Consider the following 19,731-nt stretch of genomic DNA (forward strand, 5'->3'; position numbering starts at 1 on the left):
GCCGCGTGGGCGCCGCGCCTCGACAGCTTGGCGTCAGCGGGCCGTCAGCTCGCGTCGTGCTCCGCCTCGCGCTCGACGAAGCCGCCGCAGCGGTCGCCCGGCGAGACCAGCCGGTCGAGCTTCAGGCACAGCCGGCTGCGCCCGACGCTGGCGCCGTAGCCCGAGCTGAACGAGGCCAGCCCGCCGATGCGGGCCTCCAGCAGCGCGCGGTCGTCGGCCCAGTGCGCGCAGCGTGCGCAGTCTGTGCGCGCGGCGTCCGCCGGCTCCGGGGCAGCCCTGAATCGGCCGATCAAGGCGCCGACGCTCATTGGCCCAGCGTCGCCCAGTAAGGCGCGAACACATGCACCGACAACAGGTAGCCGATCACGATATTGACGGCGACGCCTGCCGTGAAGGCGATCAGCGGCCGGCTGCCGGCCGCCGACAGCGCGCCGAAGCGCGTGGTCAGCCCGATGCTGAGGAAGCAGAAAGTGAAGGCCCAGGTGCGCAGCGCCGTGATCGGCGCGACGAAGGCCGGCGTGACGACGCTGCGGTAGTCGGCCAGCGAGTAGTGCGAGGCGATCCAGGTAACCAGCGCGGACGCCAGCACGAAGCCGATCACGAACTTGGGAAAGCGCGTCCAGATCTCGCCGGCGCGGGCCCGCGTGGTGACTTCCGCGCCGCCGTCCTCGCGATCCCAGCGGGTGGTCGCGACGATCGCCAGCACGAAGGCCCAGATGCCGATCCAGATGTCGCGGCCGACCACCTTCATCAGCACGAAGGCCTGCAGCGAGGCATCCGGCGCGCCGGCCACCGCGCCTGGCGCGTGCCGGGCGAAATCGCCATAGGCCTGGGCGGCGGCGATGCCGGCCGCGTCGGCGAATTCGGAGGTGCCGATCCAGGCGCCGGCGATGCCGGTCGGCAGCCCGAGCGCGCGCGAGATGCCGGGCAGGGCGAACACCATCACGATCGCCCAGACCACCACCAGGGTGATGGCCACCGAGGCCTGCTCGCGCCTGGCGCGCACCGCGCCGGCGATCGCGATCGCGGCCGACACGCCGCACACCGCGCCGCCCACCCCGAGCACGGCGGCGAAGCGCCGGTCGAGCTTGAGCGCGCGCGCCACCGCGTAGATCACGAAGAAGGTGGCCAGCGAGACGATGCTGGCCTGGCCGACCGCCACCGGGCCGGCCCAGGCGATCAGCGTGAGCGGCAGCGTGGCGCCCAGCAGCACGATCCCCACCTTGATGTAGAACTCGACGCGCAGCGCCGGCGCGAGCCAGGCCGGCACCGTGAACAGGTTGGAGACGAGCAGCCCGAGCAGCAGCGCGATCAACGGGGGTTCGAGGTTGTAGGTGCTGGCCTGGGCCCAGGCGCCGATCGCGAAGATCACGCCCGAGGCCAGGAACAGCACCAGGAAGCCGGGCAGGAAGCGCGCCAGCGGCAGCTTCAGCGCGGCGATCGCGATCGAGAACACCAGCGCGAAGGCGACGAACAGGGCGACATAACCCCCCGCGTGCCTGCCGACGTCGGCGGCCAGTTGCGCGAGGCTGGACCACCTGGCCGGCGCGACCGCCAGGCCCTTGATGCTGCCGCCGGTGGCGAACAGCAGCCAGGCCGCGAGGATCGCGAACAGGCCGATTCCCACCGCCCACCAGTCCTCCGTGCCGAATGGCTTGCCGCCGGTAGTGGCCGCCGCGCGCGCGCCGTCCTGGCTGCCGCGCGTGATCGATGTGTCGCTCATCGTATTCCCCCTGATCGATTGGTCTGCCCCGCGTCGCCGGAACGCGCGCGAGGGCGCGCCCGATGCGGGGCCGGGCGCCCCTGGGCCGGTCGGCCGGCGGGTACGCCCAACGATCGAGTATGGAAGCCCGCGCGAACGCGCGGAAATGACTTATTCGACTTTGCTTATGGCTTGGCCCATGACACGGGCAGGCACGGCGCGAGGCTGAAAGCGAAGGGAAAGGCGCTCGCGCGGCGGCGATCGTCATCGCCGCCGGCAGGGCATCGATTCAATGCATGTAGGTGACGTTGCGCTCGCGGGCGCGAATCTCGAGCCCGGCGTCGAGCAGCGAGATCGAGAACCAGCGCGTGAGCTTGAGCACGCCGCTGACCGAGAACGCCGGCAGCCAGTCGTTCAGCACCCGCATCGCGGCCTCGCCGCGGGTCGACTGCAGATGCGCGATGGTCTGCAGCAGCGAGGCCTCGTCATAGGCGAGGTCCTGCGCGCAGCGGCAGCGCATGTCGAGCGGGCGCGAGGCCGAGCAGGCCAGGGTGTTCATCATCAGGTCGAAGTGCTCGAGGCCGTCGGCGTGCACGCCGGCCTCGAGCAGCACGTCGCGCCAGGTGTGGGCGGCGCGCGCGCCGGCATTGGCATTCGAGCCGCAGCCGGGATGCAGCCAGGTTCGGACCGCGCTCAGCACGACGCGTTCGGCGGTATCGGTTTCGCCCGCGAGCGGGTCGTCGAACAGCGATGGGCGGCCCGCGACAAGTCGGGTATCACTCATGGCACCTCCAGAAGCTTCCAGGGGTTCGGGTTAGGCGGCATCGGGCACGGCCCGCCGCCGCTGGGCGCCGCGTCTCGGGACGCGGCGCGGGTCGGGGACGGCGGCGCGCCTCAGCGCTCGCCGCCTTGCGCGGCGGCGAGCGGCGCTGGCCGCCATTCGCGCACGAAGGCCTCGCGCGGGGGGCGCGAGGCCGGCGCGGCGCGCTCGGCGGGTGTGCCCACGTAGATGAAGCCGAGCAACTGCTCGTTCGGCGCGAAGCCCAGCGCGTCGTGCAGCGCCGGCTCGCGCGAATCGATGCCGGTGGCCCAGAAGCCGCCGTAGCCGAGCTGGTGGATCGCGTTGAGCAGGTTCATCGCGGCCGCGCCCACCGCCAGCAACTGCTCGACCTCGGGTACCTTGCGATGCGGTACGAGTGCCGCGCCGAGCGCGATCAGCACCGGCGCGGCCTGGGCCTTGGCGGCGCGATGCGCGTTCGAGCCGGGCGCGGCGCCAGGCTCGCGCGCATCGGCCAGGCCCACCAGCACCTCGCCCAGCGCGCGGCGCGCCTCGCCGCGGATCAGTACGAAGCGCCACGGGCGCAGGTTGCCGTGATCGGGCGCGCGCAGGGCGGCGTCCAGGATCGCATCGAGTTCGGCGTCGCTCGGGCCCGGCTCGGTGAGCGGCCAGCGCGATTGACGCGAGAGCAGGCCCGCCAGGCGATCGGCGGGGGCGGTGGAGGCTGGGGCGAGGCCGGCTTGCGGCGCCGCCGGGGAGAGCAGGGCAGTCATCTCGGACAAATCCGTTCGGTGAATGGACGAATCATCGAACAAATCGAGATTAAATGCAAATAATTCTCATTTGCGATTGGTGGGTCGTCATGCTGCGGGGCGGCAAAACATGGTGGGAAAGGCGGTGTGCCGGGCCGCTGCCTGCGCTGCCGAGGCGGGTGCCTGCGGCGGTGCGGCGGGCCACCTGATACTGTTTGACAAATGCCCGGAGCGACGCATGCGGCCCGATTACCTTTCTCCGCTTCGCAAATCCTGCGTCGGCGCCTCGCATCGTTTCCGATGCGCCAGGCAATCCGCGCCTTCGACACGGCTCCGCACACGCTTGCCTGCGCTTTCTTCGTGCCGTGATCAATCCCCTCGTGCGCCGATAGGCAATGCAGCAAAACCGGCGCATGATCGATTCCGGCTTCGATGCACAGCGCCGGCGCATGTCGGCCTGCTCGATGCGCGGCAGAGGATGCGTCGCGGGGTGCCTGCCTCGTCTCGGCGCATCGCCGGCGCGCGAGTCGGCCGGGTCGGCACCGGCATGGTGCGTTATGTCATCAAACGGTGCCATATCCACGGAAGAATCAGGCTGACGGAAGGCACGGGACTTGCAATATCAGGTCCACGCCGGTCCGGCACCCGATGCCGAACACAAGAAGATGGAGAGAATCCTGAATGAAGCCATTCGATGAAATGCTGTTATCCGGCGACGCGGTACGCGCACCTTACGAGCGCCTCAAGCAATGGCTCGACAAGCAGGACCCTGCGAGCCTGGCGCAGAAGGCCCACGACGCCGAGGGCGTGTTCCGGCGCACCGGCATCACCTTCGCCGTCTACGGCGATGCCGAGGCCGCCGAGCGGTTGATTCCGTTCGACATCGTGCCGCGCATCATCTCCGGCCAGGAGTGGACGCGCCTGTCGCAAGGCATCGAGCAGCGCGTGATGGCGCTCAATGCCTTCCTCGACGACATCTACCACCGCCAGGAGATCGTGCGCGCGGGCATCGTGCCCAAGCACCTGATCGCGCACAACGAGGCCTTCCTGCCCGAGATGATCGGCTTTCGGCCGCCCGGGAACGTCTACACCCACATCATCGGCGTCGACATCGTGCGCACCGCCGAGAACCAGTTCTACGTGCTCGAGGACAACGCGCGCACGCCGTCGGGCGTGTCGTACATGCTCGAGAACCGCGAAACCATGATGCAGCTGTTCCCCGAGCTGTTCCAGCGCGTCAAGGTGCGGCCGGTCGAGACCTATCCGCAACTGCTGCGCCAGTCGCTGGCCGCGGTCTGCCCGCCGGGCGGCAATGCCGACAACCCGACCGTGGCGGTGCTCACGCCGGGCATCCACAACTCGGCCTACTACGAGCACGCCTTCCTGGCCGACCAGATGGGCGTGCACCTGGTGGAGGGCAGCGACCTGCAGGTGATCGACGGCCGGGTGGCGATGCGCACCACCGAAGGCTTCCGGCCGATCGACGTGCTCTACCGGCGCCTGGACGACGCCTTCCTCGATCCGCTCACGTTCCGCCCCGATTCGGTGCTGGGCGTGGCCGGCATCATGGACGTCTACCGCGCCGGCAACATCACGATCGCCAACGCGCCCGGCACCGGCATCGCCGACGACAAGGCGATTTACTCCTACATGCCCGAGATCGTCGAGTTCTACACCGGCCGCAAGGCGCTGCTGGAGAACGTGCCGACCTGGCGCTGCGGCGAGGCCGACAGCCTGCAGTACGTGCTCGACCACCTGGAGGAGCTGGTCGTCAAGGAAGTGCACGGCTCGGGCGGCTACGGGATGCTGGTCGGCCCTGCCTCGACGCGCGCCGAACGCGAGGCCTTCTCCGCCAAGCTGCGCGCGCGGCCCTCGAACTACATCGCCCAACCCACGCTCGCGCTGTCGACCACGCCGATCCTGACCGAGGCGGGCCTCGCGCCGCGCCACGTCGACCTGCGCCCCTTCGTGCTGGTCTCGGACCGGATCCGCATCACGCCGGGCGGCCTGACGCGCGTGGCGCTCAAGGAAGGCTCGCTGGTGGTCAATTCGAGCCAGGGCGGCGGAACCAAGGACACCTGGGTGCTGGCCGACTGAGGCCCGCGCTACCGGCACGCGCCGCGCCTCGCGCCGCGCGACAGAGAAACAAGGATCGGAGAACAGGACATGCTTCTTGGACGCACTGCAAGCGGTCTTTACTGGATGTATCGCTACATCGAGCGCGCGGAGAACACCGCGCGCATCGTCGACGCGGGCCTGCGCATGGCGCTCACGCGCACCGCGGACGCGCCGGCGGAATGGTCCTCGGTGCTGGTCAGCTCGGGCGCCGACGAGGGCTTCCGCCAGAAGTACGAGGAATACACGGTCGACAACGTCGCCGACTACCTGCTGCGCGACCGCGACAACCCCTCCAGCGTGCTGTCCTGCATCGAGTACGCCCGCTCGAACGCGCGCATGGTGCGCATCGCGCTGACGCGCGAGCTGTGGGAGACCGTCAACGACGCCTGGCAATCGGTGAAGCGGGTGCTGGCGCAGCCGGTCAGCTCCAGCCAGCTGCCGGCCATCCTCGACCACATCAAGCGCGAGACCGCGCTGATGCTGGGCAGCTTCTACGGCACCATGCTGCGCAACGAGATCTTCGATTTCGCCGAGCTGGGCGCCTTCATCGAGCGCGCCGACAACACCGCGCGGATCCTCGACGTGAAGTACCACCTGCTGCTGCCCTCGGTCTCGCACGTCGGCACCATGATCGACAACTACCAATGGGAGTCGATCCTGCGCTCGGTGGCCGCGCACCGCTCGTATCGCTGGGTCTACGACGTGCAGTACAAGCCGATCAACATCGCCGACTACCTGATCCTCAACGGGCGCATGCCGCGCTCGCTGCGCTATTGCTACGGCCGCGTGATGTCGAGCCTGAACCGGCTCGCGAAAGATTACGGCGTCACGCACGAATGTCACGAAACCGCCGCCAAAATCCTCCAGATGCTGTCCGACAATTCGGTCGAGCGGCTCTTCAAGAGCGGGCTGCACGAATTCCTGACCGATTTCATCGGGCGCAACAACAGCCTCGGCGCGGAAATCGCCCAGGCTTACAACTTCGACTGAGAGATCCGCCATGCGACTCGCCATCCGACATATTTCGCGCTTCCAGTTCGACGAGCACGCGAGCCATGCCCTGCAGCGCCTGCGCCTGCGCCCGCCCAGCGGGCCCGGCCAGACCGTGCGCGCCTGGCAGGTGACGATCGACGGCGTCGAGCCCACCGTCGGTTATGCCGACGGCCTGGGCAACCGCATCGACCTGGTGCGCCACGACCGCGGCGACAAGGCCGAGGTGGTGGTGGTAGCCGCCGGCGTGGTCGAGACCCAGGACCGGGCCGGCATCGTCGGCAGCGCGGACGATTACGCCGCGCCGTGGATCTTCGAGCGCGCCACCGAGCAGACCCAGGCCGGCGAGCGCGTGCGCGAGCTGGCCGAGGCGCTGCCGCTCGAGCACCGCAGCCTCGACGCGCTGCACTGGCTGATGACCGAGGTGCATGCGCGGATCCGCTACGCGCCCGAGCTGACCGACTCGGATGCCGATGCGGAAGCCGCGCTGGAAGCGGGCCAGGGCACCAGCCGCGACCACGCGCAGGCCTTCATCGCCGCGGCGCGCTCGCTGAAGATCCCGGCGCGCTACGTGAGCGGCTACCTGCTGACCGACGGCGCGCTGCAGCGCATCGCCGAAACCATGCAGGCCTCGGGCGGCGCGCAGCAGTCGCAGCGCATGCAGATGGACGCCGACGGCACGCTCCACGCGGTGCAGGGCGCGGCCGAGGCCGAGCCGGTCGCGCGCCTGCAGCAGAGCGCGGTGGCCACCCTCCCGCAATCGGGCCACGCCTGGGCCGAGGCCTACGTGGAAGGGCTCGGCTGGGTCGGCTTCGATCCGTTCATGAACCGCTGCCCCGACGAGCGCTACGTGCGCGTCGCCACCGGCCTGGACTGCCGCGACGCGCGGGCCGTGACGGGGATCGGCGCGCGCGCGGTGGGCGTGGAGATCAGCGTGATCCAGTCGCCGGAGCTGGTCTGAGCGCGACTGGCGGCGTGGCCTGCCGTGGCGCGGCGCCGGAACCGGCGTACCTGTCTTCCGCCTGGGGGCGCCCCGGCCGTTGCCTCGATCGCGGGTCGCGCCGCTCGCGAGCGGCGCAGCCGCAAGCCTCGTCCCGGCGGGGCTCGCTGCGTCGCGAGCGCCGCGCGGCTGCCGGATCTCCGGCCTCGAACCTCGGCACTGAACAAACCACCGCGCGCAACACCGCGAACCATTCTCGAAGCAGCACCGAAACCCTGAACCGCAGCGCCTGTCGTCCCGACCTGACCCGAACCGACCGACCCTGACATGTCCATCCACGTCGCGCTTCACCACACCACCCGCTACCGCTACGACCGGCTGGTCGGGCTCGGCCCGCAGATCGTGCGGCTGCGTCCGGCTCCGCATTGCCGCACGCCGATCCTGTCGTACTCGATGAAGGTCGAGCCCGCGCAGCATTTCGTGAACTGGCAGCAGGACCCGTTCGCGAACTACCTCGGGCGCCTCGTGTTTCCCGAGCGCACGCGCAGCTTCGAGATCACCATCGACCTGGTGGCCGAGATGTCGGTCTACAACCCGTTCGACTTCTTCCTGGAGGAAGCGGCGGAGACCTTTCCGTTCAGCTACGACGCCGCGCTGCGCGACGAGCTCGCGCCCTACCTGGTCTGCGACGCGGCCACCGGCGCCTCGCCGCTGTTCCGCGACTACCTGGCCGGCATCGATCGCGCGCCGCAGGGCACCATCGACTTCCTGGTCGCGCTGAACCAGCAGCTGCAGAAGGACATCCGCTACCTGGTGCGCCTGGAGCCCGGCGTGCAGACGCCCGAGCAGACGCTGAAGCTGGCCTCGGGCTCGTGCCGCGACACCGGCTGGCTGCTGGTGCAGCTGTGCCGCCACCTGGGCCTGGCCGCGCGTTTCGTGTCGGGCTACCTGATCCAGTTGACGCCCGACGTGAAATCGCTCGACGGCCCCAGCGGCACCGAGGTCGACTTCACCGACCTGCATGCCTGGTGCGAGGTCTACCTGCCCGGCGCCGGCTGGATCGGCTTCGATCCGACCTCGGGCCTGCTGGCCGGCGAAGGCCACATCCCGCTCGCCTGCACGCCGCAGCCGACCAGCGCCGCGCCGGTCGAGGGGCTGATCGACGAATGCGAGGTGGAGTTCGAGCACGAGATGGTCGTCACGCGCATCTACGAATCGCCGCGCGTGACCAAGCCCTATACCGAATCGCAATGGGGCGACGTGCTGGAGCTGGGCGCGGCGGTCGACGCGCAACTGGCGGCCGGCGACGTGCGGCTGACCCAGGGCGGCGAGCCCACCTTCGTCTCGATCGACGATCGCGACGGCGCCGAATGGAATACCGACGCGCTCGGGCCCACCAAGCGCGGCTACGCCACCTCGCTGATCCAGAAGCTGCGCGCCGAATACGGCGAGGGCGGCTTCCTGCATTTCGGCCAGGGCAAGTGGTACCCGGGCGAGCAGTTGCCGCGCTGGGCGTTGTCGGTGTTCTGGCGCAAGGACGGCGAGCCGGTCTGGCAGGACCCGGCGCTGTTCGCCGACGAGCGCGAGCCGTCCTCCTACACCACCGAGGACGCGCAGCGCTTCATCCGCGCGCTGGCCGAGCGGCTCGGTTTGAGCGACGAGCATGTGCGTCCCGGTTTCGAGGACGTCTGGTACTACCTGTGGCGCGAACGCCGGCTGCCGGTCAACGTCGACCCGTTCGACTCGCGCCTGGACGACGAACTGGAGCGCGCGCGGCTGCGCAAGGTGTTCGACCAGAAGCTCGACACGGTGATCGGCTACGTGCTGCCTTTGAAGCCGCTGCCGCAATCGCCCGGGCTGGCCGGCCCGCGCTGGGAAACCGGCCCGTGGTTCTTCCGCGACGAGCGCATGTACCTGATCCCCGGCGATTCGCCGATGGGTTATCGCCTGCCGCTCGATTCGCTGCCCTGGGTCAGCGCCACCGACTTCCCCTACCTGATCGACCAGGATCCGTTCGCGCCGGCCGTGCCGCTGCCGACCGCCGAGGCGCTGCGCGCGCGTTACCTCGGCGCCACCGACGCGCCGCGCTACCTGGCCGGGCAGGGCGGCTACGGCGCCCAGCGCATGGCCGCCGCGCCGCGCACGGCGCTGCAGTCGCCGCTGGATGCGCGGGACCAGGCCGGCCGCGGCGAGTTCGGCGAACCGGCCGGCGAGGGTGCCGCCCGCGCCTCGCAAGACGCCGCCGCGCACCGCTACCCCGATCGCTTCGAATCGGCCGCCTGGATCACGCGCACCGCGCTGTGCGCCGAGGTCCGCCACGGCGTGCTCTACCTGTTCATGCCGCCGCTGGCCGCGCTGGAGGACTATCTCGACCTGCTTTCCGCGGTCGAGCTGACCGCCCGCTCGCTCGGCGTGAAGCTGGTGCTGGAAGGCTACGCCCCGCCGCGCGACGCGCGCCTGGCGGTGCTGCAGGTCACGCCCGATCCGGGCGTGATCGAGGTGAACATCCACCCGGCGCACGATTTCCGGCAACTGGTGCAGCAGACCGAATTCCTCTACGACGCGGCCTGGCGCACGCGCCTGTCGTCGGAGAAGTTCATGATCGACGGCCGCCATGTCGGCACCGGCGGCGGCAACCACTTCGTGCTGGGCGGCGCGACGCCGGCCGACAGCCCGTTCCTGCGCCGGCCCGACCTGCTGGCCAGCCTGATCGCCTACTGGCACAACCATCCCTCGCTGTCCTACCTGTTCTCTGGCCTGTTCATTGGGCCGACCAGCCAGGCGCCGCGGGTGGACGAGGCACGCAACGACCAGGTCTACGAGCTCGACATCGCCTTCAAGGAGATCGAACGCAACAAGCTGCTTTACGGGCAGGACATGCCGCCCTGGCTGGTCGACCGGGTGCTGCGCAACCTCTTGATCGACGTGAGCGGCAACACCCATCGCTCCGAGTTCTGCATCGACAAGCTCTACTCGCCCGATTCCTCCACCGGCCGGCTCGGCCTGCTGGAATTGCGCGCCTTCGAGATGCCGCCGCACGCGCGCATGAGCCTGGTGCAGCAACTGCTGCTGCGCGCGCTGGTGGCGCGTTTCTGGGATCGTCCCTACACGACCTCGCTGACGCGCTGGGGCACCGCGCTGCACGATCGCTTCATGCTGCCGGCCTTCGTGAAGATGGATTTCGACGACGTGATGGCCGAGATGCGCGAGGCCGGTTTCCCGTTCGACGCGGCCTGGTTCGCGCCGCATTTCGAATTCCGCTTCCCGCTGTTCGGCCAGGTGGCGGTGAAGGGCATCGAGCTGAGCCTGCGCGGCGCGCTCGAACCCTGGCACGTGATGGGCGAGGAGGGCGCGGTCGGCGGCACGGTGCGCTACGTCGATTCCTCGCTGGAGCGGCTCGAGGTGCGCGTGAGCGGCCTGAACGACAATCGTCACGTGATCACCGTGAACGGCCGGGCGCTGCCGCTACAGCCCACCGGCACGGCCGGCGAATACGTGGCGGGGGTGCGCTACAAGGCCTGGGCGCCGCCCTCGGCCCTGCATCCGACGCTCGGCGTGCACGCGCCGCTGACCTTCGACATCGTCGATACCTGGATGAGCCGGTCGCTGGGCGGCTGCCGCTACCACGTCGCGCATCCGGGCGGGCGCAACTACGCGACCTTCCCGGTCAATGCCTACGAGGCGGAGAGCCGGCGCCTGGCGCGCTTCGTCTCGATCGGCCACACGCCGGGACGCATGGAGGTGGCGCCGGCCGCGCCGAGCCGGGAATTCCCGTTCACCCTCGACCTGCGCCGGGATTGAAAACAATGCGCGGGCAAGACCGGAGGAGACAGCCGGCCGCCCAGGTGGTCGGACCCGTCGGTCCGCAATGATAGGATTCGGGCTCGACGGGCGGCGCGCGTCGCGGACGAGGTGTCCGCGACGCTGCTCGCGCCAGGCCCAGGCTGACGAAACGACATCGTGCTTCCCCAATTTATCGACGATCTGAGCGCCGACGACGCCATGCATACGCTCTTCGACACAGGATCGATCCAGGACGCCGCCGAGCTCGGCGCGGCGCTGGCCGCGCCGGCCGTGACCGGCCGCTACGACGAGCTGCGCGGCGGCGCGGCGGCGCTGCAGACGGCCGCGCTGGCGCCGGTCTGGCGCGACTTCTTCACCCAGCTCGGCAGCGTTGGCTTCGCCGACCTCGACCGCCGCGCCGAGGCGCTCGAGCGCCGCATGCGCGAAAACGGGCTGGCCTACCAGTTGCACGACCAGAACGCCGGCGGCAGCGCCGCGCGGCCCTGGTCGCTCGACCTGCTGCCGATGATCGTCGCGCCCGACGACTGGGCCAGCATCGAGCGCGGCGTGCTGCAGCGCATGCGCCTGCTCAACGCCATGACGGCCGACGTCTATGGCGAGCAGACCATCCTCAGGCAGGGCCTGCTGCCGCCGGCCCTGGTGACGGGGCACCCCGGCTACCTGCGGCCGATGCGCGGCGCCACCGTGCCGGGCGGCATGTGGCTGCACCTGGCCGCCTTCGACCTGATGCGCGGCCCCGACGGGCGCTGGCGGCTGGTCGCGCAGCACACGCAAGGGCCCACCGGGCTCGGCTACCTGCTCGAGAACCGCGTGATCGTCTCGCGGCTGTTCCCGCGCGCGTTCCGCGGCCTGCGCGTGCAGCGCCTGGCCGCCAGCTATCGCGCGCTGCTGCACAGCATGCAGGACCTGAGCCCGGCCAAGAAGAACTCGCGCATCGTGCTGCTCACGCCGGGCCGCCACGCGCCGACCTATTTCGAGCACGCCTACCTGGCGCGCTACCTCGGCCTGACCCTGGTGGAAGGCGGCGACCTGACCGCGCGCGACCAGCACGTCTACCTGAAGACGCTGAGCGGGCTTGAGCCGGTGCACGGCATCCTGTGCCGCGTCGACGACGAATGGCTGGACCCGCTCGAGCTTCGCCCCGATTCGATGCTCGGCGTGCCGGGCCTGCTGCAGGCGGTGCGCGCCGGCAACGTGCTGCTGGCCAATGCGCCGGGTTCGGGCTTCCTCGAATCGCCGGGCGTGCTCGGCTTCCTGCCCAAGCTGGCCGAGAGCCTGCTCGGCGAGACGCTGGAGCTGCCGGCGCTGCCCACCTGGTGGTGCGGCGAGGCGGCCGCCTGCGCCGACGCGTTGCCGCTCCTGGCGCGCTCCATCATCAAGCCCGCCTATCCGCCGCTGGCGCAGGCGGGCGGGCGTTTCGACCCGGTCATCGGCGCGCGGTTGAGCAACCCGCAGTTGCTCGAATGGCGCGCGCGGATCCTCGCCAATCCGGCCCACTACGTGGTGCAGTCGGACCTGCCGCCCTCGCAGGCGCCGACCTGGCCGAGCAGCGCGCAGGGCTACGAAGGCGGCGCGCGGATCGTGCCCAAGCCGCTGCTGCTGCGCGTGTTCGCGCTGGCCGACGGCACCGGCTCCTGGCGCGTGCTACCGGGCGGGCTGTCGCGGGTCGGCACGCGTGACGAGCTGTTCAACGCGCCGATGCCGCGCGGCGGCAGCAGCGTCGACACCTGGGTCATCACCGAAGGCGCGATCGACCCGACCACGCTGCTGCAGACGCATCTCGGCCCCGACGACCTGGTGGCGCGGCCGCGCACGATCTCCAGCCGTGCCGCCGAGAACCTGTTCTGGCTGGGCCGCTACACCGAGCGCGCCGCCAACCTGACGCGCCTGGCGCGCGCCGCCTTCGAGCGGCTGCGCGGCGAGGACGACGTCGACAGTCCCGCGCATCTCGAACTGCTCGACGCGCTGTGCCGCGAGAACGGGCTGATCCCGGCCGAGACGCAATCGGCCGCGGTGTCGCCGCGCGAGTTCCAGCAGACGCTGGCGCGCGCGCTGTCGAGGCGCGCCGATCGCGGCTCGGGCATCGCGGCCTGCGTGCTCGGCATGCGCGGCGCGGCCGCGGCGATCCGCGAGCGGCTCTCGCGCGACCAGTGGCGGCTGATCGACGATGCCACCCAGTTGTTCGACGAGCCCACCAACGGCGAGGACGAGCCCGAGGAACAGCTCGGCAATGCCGCGCTGCAGTTGCTCGACCGGCTCAACCTGCTGCTCTCGGCGATCACCGGCGCGCAGACCGACAACATGACGCGCGACGACGGTTGGCGCCTGCTGTCGATCGGCCGCCAGATCGATCGCGTCGATTTCCTCGCCAGCGTGCTGCGCTTCGCCTTCGAGGACGGCGCCGTCACCAAGCAGGACGGTTTCGAGCTGGTGCTGGAGCTGTTCGACAGCACCATCACGTTCCGCTCGCAGTTCCAGCGCGGCTTCGACGTGGCGCCGCTGCTGTCGCTGGTGGTGCTGAACGGCGACAATCCGCGCTCGCTGGCCTGGGTGGTACAGAAGATGCAGGGGCGCCTGACCAAGGTCGAGCACGGCGAGGGTTATGCGCTCTCGGAGTTGTCGGAGACCATGCCCGAGATCGGCGCCTGGTCGCTGCACGCGCTCTGCGAGACCGACGAGGACGGCCGTCACGCGGTGCTGCTGGAGCGCCTGCAATCGGTCAGCCGGGCCGCCTGGGAGCTGTCGAACCGGATCGGCGAACGTTATTTCAGTCATGTGCGGGAATCAGGCAGGTCGCTATGGGGATGAGCGGAAAACCCACCGATGAGGCGGCGCGCGAGTTGCGCGCGCGTCAAGTGCAGGGACGCGAACCGGGCGAGGCGGCGGCTTCGGCGCCTCGCGCAGCGCAGCCGGCCGCGGCGCTGGCGGGACGCGAGGCAAGCGGCGTGAACGCGGCGCTCAGGGGCAGCGAAGCCGCCGCCTCGACGGCACGCGAGGCGATCACCGCGCCGGCCACTGCGGCGACGCAGCCGTGCGCGCCGGCGCCGGCGGGCGCTTGCGCTGCCACGGCAGCACCGGCATCGGTGCCGGCGGCAGCCGCGCCCGCCGCCGCGATATCGCCCATCGAGCCGCGCACGCTGCGCGTCACGCACGACACGCGCTACCGCTACGCCGCGCGGGTGGAATCGGCCCAGCACCAGGCGCGGCTCAAGCCGCTCGACCTGCCGCGCCAGCAACTGCTCGATTTCTCGCTCCACATCGAGCCCCTGCCGGAAGGCGTGGGCGTCGAGATCGACGCCTTCGGCAACCAGCGCACCTCGTTCGCCCTCAACCAGCCGCACGAGGAGCTGTTCGTGCGCAGCCGCAGCGTGGTGCGCGTGAGCCCGCCCAAGCGCTCGGCCGGCACGCGCGGCGAGCCGCCGCCCGCGGTCGCGATGCCCGCGCCGGGCACCGCCAGCGCCTGGGAGGCCGTGCGCGACCGGCTCAGCTACCAGGCCGGCCAGCCCTACGACGCCGCCAGCGAGTTCGTGTTTCCGTCGCGGCACGTGGCCAGCCATCCCGAGCTGGCCGCCTACGCGGCCAGGAGCTTCGTGCCGGGGCGGCTGCTGGTGCAGGCGGCCTGGGAATTGATGCGGCGCATTCATGCGGATTTCGCCTACACGCCGAACAGCACCGACGTGAACACCTCGGCGCTCGACGCGCTGGCCTTGCGCAAGGGCGTCTGCCAGGACTTCGCGCACGTGATGATCGGCGCGATGCGCTCGCTGGGCCTGGCCGCGCGTTACGTCAGCGGCTACCTGCTGACCCAGCCGCCGCCGGGGCAGCCGCGCCTGATTGGCGCGGACGCCTCGCATGCCTGGGTCGAGGTCTACGATCCGGCCTGGCCCGAGGACGGCGGCTGGCTCCAGCTCGATCCAACCAACGATCGCGCCCCCGGCAACGACTACGTGATGCTGTCGGTGGGCCGCGACTATGCCGACGTCACGCCACTGCGCGGCGTGATCCGCGGCGGCGGCGCCGATCAGGTGCTGACGGTGGGCGTGACGGTCGAGCCGATCGAGGAAACCGCCGGGCGCTGATAGCGGCCCGGGTCCGTCGCCGGCCGGCCATACCGGCGACCCGCGGGGCGCCTCGACTTAGCACCGGTGCCTCGATTGGCGGGCCGCATGCGGCTCGCTGCCCTGGTGGCCGGGCCGCAAGCCGGCTCGTCGGCGCCAGACGAGATTGAGCCGGTCGTCGGGAGAGCGCCTGGCGTTAGAATGGCAGCCTTTTTCTCGGGAGACGCCTATGTCCTGGTTCCTTTACGAAGTGCCGGAGTACCACGAAGATGCGGCACGCATCGAACCCTTCGGCGACCTGCGTAGCCGCGTGCTGAAGGACAGCGGCCAGGCGATGGCCGACGAACTGGAGAGCATCCGCGAGAATGCCGCGCAGACGGCGGACAAGCTGGCGCATCCGCTGCTCGCGCCGGACAATCCGCAGGTGTTTCCGATTCCCTATGCCGATTCGATGATCCTGGTGGGCTTCATCTTCGAGCTGAAGCGCGAGGGCCGGCAACTGGTGGTGTCGCCGGTGGAGATGCCCTGGCTGAAGGACGCCTGACGCACCGCCCATGGACGCGAGCGAGCTCGAACGCCTGGTCAGCTTCGTGATGCCCTTCGGCAAGTACAAGGGCAGGGTGATCGCCGACCTGCCCGGGCATTACCTGAACTGGATGGCCCGGGAGGGTTTCCCGCGCGGGGAAGTCGGCCGGCTGCTCGCGCTGATGCACGAGATCGACCATAACGGTTTGAAGGACATGCTCGAGCCCTTGCGCAAGCGGGGGTAGGGCCGAGGCATCCGATTCGGATGGCGGTTTGCCGAACGGGCTCGGTGCCTCGTTTCAGCGCCGATTCAGGACGGCCGTCTCCACCGGCTCGATCCACTTTCCCTGCTCCGCCCCCGCCGGCACCACGCAGTTCCTGCCTTTCGCCTTGGCGGCATAGAGCGCCGCGTCGGCCCTCGCCATCGCCGAGGCCAGGGTATCGCAGGCGCGGAACTCGTCGACGCCGGCGCTGAGGGTGCAGGCCACGCACGCGGCCGGCCCTTCGGACACCGCGCTCGCCACGATCGCGCGCAGGCGATCGACCAGGCGCAGCGCGTCTTCCTTGCCGGTGCGCGGCAGCAGCAGCGCGAATTCCTCGCCGCCGACGCGGCCCAGCACATCGGCTTGCCGGATTTCCCGCGAGATCGTCGCGGCGACATTGGCGAGCGCCTGGTCGCCGGCCGCGTGCCCGTGGCGATCGTTGATGCTCTTGAAGTTGTCGATGTCGAGCAGGGCGATCGACAGCGGCGACTTCGCTCCCTTGGCCGAACCCAGCAGCGCCTCGGCGCGCGCGATGAAGGCGCGCCGCCCGAACACGCCGGTCAGGTCGTCGATGGTGGCCAGGCGTTCCATGCGCTGGGCCAGTCGATCGTGGGCCAGCATCACCATGCCGACCGACAGGCACGGCAAGGTCAGGGTGGCCATGCCGAGAAACGCCACGTTGACGGGCGTCGCTTCCAGGAAATCGGTTTCGTGCGCCAGGCCCAGCCCATAGACGGCACATCGGATCACATGGACGAAGGCCCCCAGCAGCGCGACACCCGAGACGAAGTAATAGCCGTATCGCGGCCGGCCCGCCGGCCGGTGCCGTTGCACCAGCCAGGCGATGACGAAGCGCACATAACCGAGAAAGGCCGAGATGATCACGACCCGGGCATCGATGTCGGGCGAGAGGTAGGTCCAGTAGACCAGCCCGGCCAGGATCGCGCCGACCGCGAGGTATTCGCCGCTCAAGGAGGCACGCAGATGAAAGAAGCGCCGGAAACCCTGGAGCGCGGACAGCGAGGCCACCACCAGCAACGCGCTCGCGCCCAGGATGATGCTCGGCGAGCGCTGGAACAGCAGGAGCAGCGCGGTGACCGCGGCCAGCACGCCGCTGGCCAGGCACCAATGGCGGATTCCCGGTATCTGGGCATGGAACAGCGAGCCGAGAACGGCGACGCTCATCAGGCAGGACAGACTCGCGATGCCGATAAGCGCGGTCGGGATGGACATGGCGGCGTAACGAAAGAGGGCGATCCCCGAAGGCACTGGGCGCAACGCAAGGTCGCGCGGCTGGTTCGGATGCCTTCTGGCAAAGCGCGTATCGTACCGGAAGAAGTTTGCATCCCGATGCAATCCGGATTTCCAATTGTTCAGCCGGGTTGGGCTCGCGCGATTAGGCATCAGGGCCTCGATAAGACCGCGCGGAATTATTCAGCGTGAACTCGGTTTTGGCGTTGGGTTCGCGGTATTCGCGACGTCGTTTTACGCAAATCCGGCGGCAGCGGATGTCGGACGGATCCGAAACACGATCGTCGAAGTACGAAAACGAGGGCTGCGGGCGGGGCGCGTTCGGGCGCGTGATGCCTCAGGCCGCCGTGCAGGCCGGGCGGCAGTCGTCGTAGTCTGACGCGTCGTCGCCCGCATCCGCGCGCACGAAACGGTGCTCGAGGCGGATCCGCAGCACGCCGTCGAGCGCCAGCAACTGCTCGCGCAGCAACCGCGCACGGCGCTCGCCGATGCCGTCGAGCACGATGGTCTGGGTCAGCAGTTCGCGACAGCGTGACACGCGCGGTTCACCCAGCGGCGCGCCTTGTTCCGAAAGGAAGCTGGAAACGCGCGCGACGGCATCCTGGCTGGCGGAGGAAACGATCTGGAACAGGTGAATCAGGCGGGAGCCCGGCAGACACGGCGAGGAATCGGCGATCAGGTCGGCAAGGGGGGAAAGGCGAGGATTCTGCTGCATGCAAGCTCCGGTGACTGACTGAATTCGAACCGGTGCCGGCTGGGCCGCTCCCGCTTCGTTGCCGACTATCGGCCGCATCGCCTGGTGGCGTCCACCTTGCCCGGGTAGGCAGGTTGGCGTCGGGGAACCCGACTCTGGATGCAAGTGCACATCATAAGAAAAAACGCAGCCCTTGCCAAGCGGGCCGCATTTTGTCCGTTCAAATGACATCAGGCCCGGGATTGGCCCACGTCGGCCAGGGAGCGGGCGGCATCGCCGGGTTCGGCGGCGTGCCCGGCGCGGGATTCCGGCGGCGCGACCTCGGCCGCGTCCTCCGCCACGCGCACCCGGCTCAGGAACGCGAAGGCCGCCAGCGCGCAGAGCAGCGTGATCGCCGTGAGCCCGTCGAGCAGGTGCGCGAACGCGGCGTGATACGCGGCGCGCAGGCCCGCCGCGCCGACATCCGGCAGCCGCAAGGCCGCCTGCGCGAGATCGCCGGTGGCCAGCCGGGCGGCCGCGTCGGCCACGGCGGAAGGCGCAGACGGCATCGCGCTCAGCAGGTCACGCTGCGCGAACGCGGCCAGCACGGCGCCCGAGATCGCCAGCGCGATCCCTTCGCCGGCCACGCGCGTGGTGCTGAAGATGCCGGCCGCCATGCCCGCGCGCGATTTCGGCACCACGCTGACCGACAGCCCATCCATCAAGCCCCATGGCAGCCCCGCGCCGGTGCCGATCACCAGCATCGGCAGCAGCACGGCGCTGTCGGCGGCGCCCTCGCGCAGCGCGCCGTTCAGCAGGTGCAGGCCCAGCGCGGCAAGCGCCAGGCCGATCCCCGAGATGGTGCCGGCCGACATCCAGCGCGTCAGCGTCGCGGCCAGGAAAGGCACCACTAGCATCGGCGCCGAGATCGCCAGCATCAGCCAGGCCGCGTGGATCTCGTCGTGGCCGTCCACGCCGATGAAGCGCAGCGGCAGCAGCACCAGCAGCACGATGTAGCAGTAGCAGGTGGCGATCGGCAGCAACTGCACGCCGACGAAGCGCGGGTAGCGCAACAGCGTCAGGTCGAGCATGGGCCGCTCGCTGCGCGTTTCGATCAGCACGAACAGCAGCGCGAACCCCACGAAGCCCGCCAGCAGCGAGACCACGGCGGGCGACGTCCAGCCTAGCGAGGGCGCCTCGATCACGCCGCAGGTGAAGGCGCCGAGCGCGGCCGTGAAGCTCAGCGTGCCGCCCAGGTCGAGCCGGCGCGCCTGCGGGTCGCGCGATTCGCGCATGCGCGGCACGCCGAAGCCCAGCGACAGCGCGCCCGCGAGCGCGCTGCTGGCGAAGATCGCGCGCCAGCCGAAGCGCTCGATCAGCGCGCCGGCGATCACCGGCCCGAACGCGAGGCCGATCCCGAAGGTGGTGCCCAGCGCGCTGAAGGCGCGCGTGCGGGCATGGCCGTCGAATTCCTGGGCCAGCGCGGCGGTGCCGCCGGCCAGCGCCGCGGCGGCGGCCACGCCCTGCGCGGCGCGCAGCAGGTCGACGGCCAGGATCGAGGGGGCGAAGCCGAGCGCGGCCGAGCTGAGCGTGAAGCCGGCCACGCCGAAGGCGAACAGCCGGCGGCGGCCGAAGCGGTCGGCCAGCGTGCCGGCCGCCATCAGCAGGCTGCCGAAGCTGAGCATGAAAGCATTGGTGATCCAGGCGATCGCGGCGGGGCTGCCGCCCAGGTCGTGGCCGATCGCCGGCGTGGCGACGGCGCCGCCGGAGAAGGCCAGCGGCAGGGCCAGCGCCGCCATGCAGACGGCGCCGAGCACCACCAGCCGGCGGGTGGAATCGGGAGAGGTCGGGGAAGGCATGTTCGCTCCTGGAAGGGG

Annotated in this window: 15 protein-coding genes and 1 riboswitch; of the genes, 8 read left to right on the top strand and 7 right to left on the bottom strand. The window is 70.3% G+C overall.

What is annotated here, in order from left to right:
* Nucleotides 1–44 precede the first annotated feature (44 nt).
* From BM43_RS05425 to BM43_RS05440, 4 genes are all read right to left on the bottom strand, one after another.
* Nucleotides 45–293: a hypothetical protein gene (locus BM43_RS05425; RefSeq protein ID WP_080741945.1), complete on the bottom strand. Its 249-nt coding sequence runs from the start codon at nucleotides 291–293 to the stop codon at nucleotides 45–47.
* Nucleotides 294–304: 11 nt separating this feature from the next.
* Nucleotides 305–1,723, bottom strand: coding sequence for a YeiH family protein (locus BM43_RS05430; RefSeq protein ID WP_036056559.1), 1,419 nt, complete (start codon nucleotides 1,721–1,723; stop codon nucleotides 305–307).
* Between the two features lie 268 nt (nucleotides 1,724–1,991).
* Nucleotides 1,992–2,486, bottom strand: a complete 495-nt coding sequence (locus tag BM43_RS05435) for a hypothetical protein (protein WP_036056558.1) — start codon at nucleotides 2,484–2,486, stop codon at nucleotides 1,992–1,994.
* 110 nt (nucleotides 2,487–2,596) lie between these two features.
* Nucleotides 2,597–3,253 (bottom strand): nitroreductase family protein, encoded by a 657-nt coding sequence (locus tag BM43_RS05440; RefSeq protein ID WP_036056556.1) that lies wholly within the window; start codon nucleotides 3,251–3,253, stop codon nucleotides 2,597–2,599.
* A gap of 660 nt (nucleotides 3,254–3,913) precedes the next feature.
* Here BM43_RS05440 and BM43_RS05445 point away from each other — a divergent pair.
* From BM43_RS05445 to BM43_RS05480, 8 genes are all read left to right on the top strand, one after another.
* The gene (locus tag BM43_RS05445; protein WP_013690087.1) at nucleotides 3,914–5,329 is read left to right on the top strand and encodes a circularly permuted type 2 ATP-grasp protein; all 1,416 of its coding nucleotides are present in this window, start codon (nucleotides 3,914–3,916) and stop codon (nucleotides 5,327–5,329) included.
* Between the two features lie 69 nt (nucleotides 5,330–5,398).
* On the top strand, nucleotides 5,399–6,340 hold the full coding sequence (locus BM43_RS05450; RefSeq protein WP_036056555.1) for an alpha-E domain-containing protein: 942 nt from the start codon (nucleotides 5,399–5,401) through the stop codon (nucleotides 6,338–6,340).
* Between the two features lie 10 nt (nucleotides 6,341–6,350).
* Entirely contained in the window at nucleotides 6,351–7,301 is a 951-nt protein-coding gene (locus tag BM43_RS05455) for a transglutaminase family protein (RefSeq protein WP_036056554.1), read from the top strand.
* A gap of 306 nt (nucleotides 7,302–7,607) precedes the next feature.
* Nucleotides 7,608–11,081, top strand: coding sequence for a transglutaminase family protein (locus tag BM43_RS05460; protein WP_036056553.1), 3,474 nt, complete (start codon nucleotides 7,608–7,610; stop codon nucleotides 11,079–11,081).
* Nucleotides 11,082–11,282: 201 nt separating this feature from the next.
* A complete protein-coding gene (locus BM43_RS05465; RefSeq protein WP_036057324.1) occupies nucleotides 11,283–13,892 on the top strand; it encodes a circularly permuted type 2 ATP-grasp protein in 2,610 nt (869 codons plus the stop codon).
* 275 nt (nucleotides 13,893–14,167) lie between these two features.
* A complete protein-coding gene (locus BM43_RS05470; protein ID WP_036056551.1) occupies nucleotides 14,168–15,163 on the top strand; it encodes a transglutaminase family protein in 996 nt (331 codons plus the stop codon).
* Between the two features lie 208 nt (nucleotides 15,164–15,371).
* Entirely contained in the window at nucleotides 15,372–15,686 is a 315-nt protein-coding gene (locus BM43_RS05475) for a hypothetical protein (RefSeq protein ID WP_036056550.1), read from the top strand.
* Between the two features lie 10 nt (nucleotides 15,687–15,696).
* Nucleotides 15,697–15,912 carry a DUF3820 family protein gene (locus BM43_RS05480; protein ID WP_013690094.1) on the top strand — a complete coding sequence of 72 codons (216 nt, stop codon included), beginning with the start codon at nucleotides 15,697–15,699 and terminating at the stop codon, nucleotides 15,910–15,912.
* A gap of 54 nt (nucleotides 15,913–15,966) precedes the next feature.
* On the opposite strand, the gene BM43_RS05485 is transcribed toward BM43_RS05480, so the two are convergent.
* The 3 genes from BM43_RS05485 to BM43_RS05495 form a co-directional block, all read right to left on the bottom strand.
* Nucleotides 15,967–17,163: a GGDEF domain-containing protein gene (locus BM43_RS05485; protein ID WP_036057323.1), complete on the bottom strand. Its 1,197-nt coding sequence runs from the start codon at nucleotides 17,161–17,163 to the stop codon at nucleotides 15,967–15,969.
* 355 nt (nucleotides 17,164–17,518) lie between these two features.
* On the bottom strand, nucleotides 17,519–17,896 hold the full coding sequence (locus tag BM43_RS05490) for a hypothetical protein (RefSeq protein ID WP_036056549.1): 378 nt from the start codon (nucleotides 17,894–17,896) through the stop codon (nucleotides 17,519–17,521).
* 44 nt (nucleotides 17,897–17,940) lie between these two features.
* A riboswitch (SAM-I-IV-variant riboswitch) is annotated at nucleotides 17,941–18,043 on the bottom strand.
* Between the two features lie 62 nt (nucleotides 18,044–18,105).
* Nucleotides 18,106–19,713, bottom strand: coding sequence for an MFS transporter (locus BM43_RS05495; RefSeq protein WP_036056547.1), 1,608 nt, complete (start codon nucleotides 19,711–19,713; stop codon nucleotides 18,106–18,108).
* Between the last annotated feature and the right edge of the window lie 18 nt (nucleotides 19,714–19,731).

This window comes from Burkholderia gladioli (assembly GCF_000959725.1).
Lineage (GTDB): Bacteria > Pseudomonadota > Gammaproteobacteria > Burkholderiales > Burkholderiaceae > Burkholderia > Burkholderia gladioli.

Coding starts and splice junctions, on each gene's coding strand:
- BM43_RS05445 (WP_013690087.1), top strand. CDS start 3,914: ATGAAGCCATTCGATGAAATGCTGTTATCCGGCGACGCGGTACGCGCA.
- BM43_RS05465 (WP_036057324.1), top strand. CDS start 11,283: ATGCATACGCTCTTCGACACAGGATCGATCCAGGACGCCGCCGAGCTC.
- BM43_RS05490 (WP_036056549.1), bottom strand. CDS start 17,896: ATGCAGCAGAATCCTCGCCTTTCCCCCCTTGCCGACCTGATCGCCGAT.
- BM43_RS05480 (WP_013690094.1), top strand. CDS start 15,697: ATGGACGCGAGCGAGCTCGAACGCCTGGTCAGCTTCGTGATGCCCTTC.
- BM43_RS05460 (WP_036056553.1), top strand. CDS start 7,608: ATGTCCATCCACGTCGCGCTTCACCACACCACCCGCTACCGCTACGAC.
- BM43_RS05475 (WP_036056550.1), top strand. CDS start 15,372: ATGTCCTGGTTCCTTTACGAAGTGCCGGAGTACCACGAAGATGCGGCA.
- BM43_RS05455 (WP_036056554.1), top strand. CDS start 6,351: ATGCGACTCGCCATCCGACATATTTCGCGCTTCCAGTTCGACGAGCAC.
- BM43_RS05435 (WP_036056558.1), bottom strand. CDS start 2,486: ATGAGTGATACCCGACTTGTCGCGGGCCGCCCATCGCTGTTCGACGAC.
- BM43_RS05430 (WP_036056559.1), bottom strand. CDS start 1,723: ATGAGCGACACATCGATCACGCGCGGCAGCCAGGACGGCGCGCGCGCG.
- BM43_RS05450 (WP_036056555.1), top strand. CDS start 5,399: ATGCTTCTTGGACGCACTGCAAGCGGTCTTTACTGGATGTATCGCTAC.
- BM43_RS05485 (WP_036057323.1), bottom strand. CDS start 17,163: ATGTCCATCCCGACCGCGCTTATCGGCATCGCGAGTCTGTCCTGCCTG.
- BM43_RS05495 (WP_036056547.1), bottom strand. CDS start 19,713: ATGCCTTCCCCGACCTCTCCCGATTCCACCCGCCGGCTGGTGGTGCTC.
- BM43_RS05440 (WP_036056556.1), bottom strand. CDS start 3,253: ATGACTGCCCTGCTCTCCCCGGCGGCGCCGCAAGCCGGCCTCGCCCCA.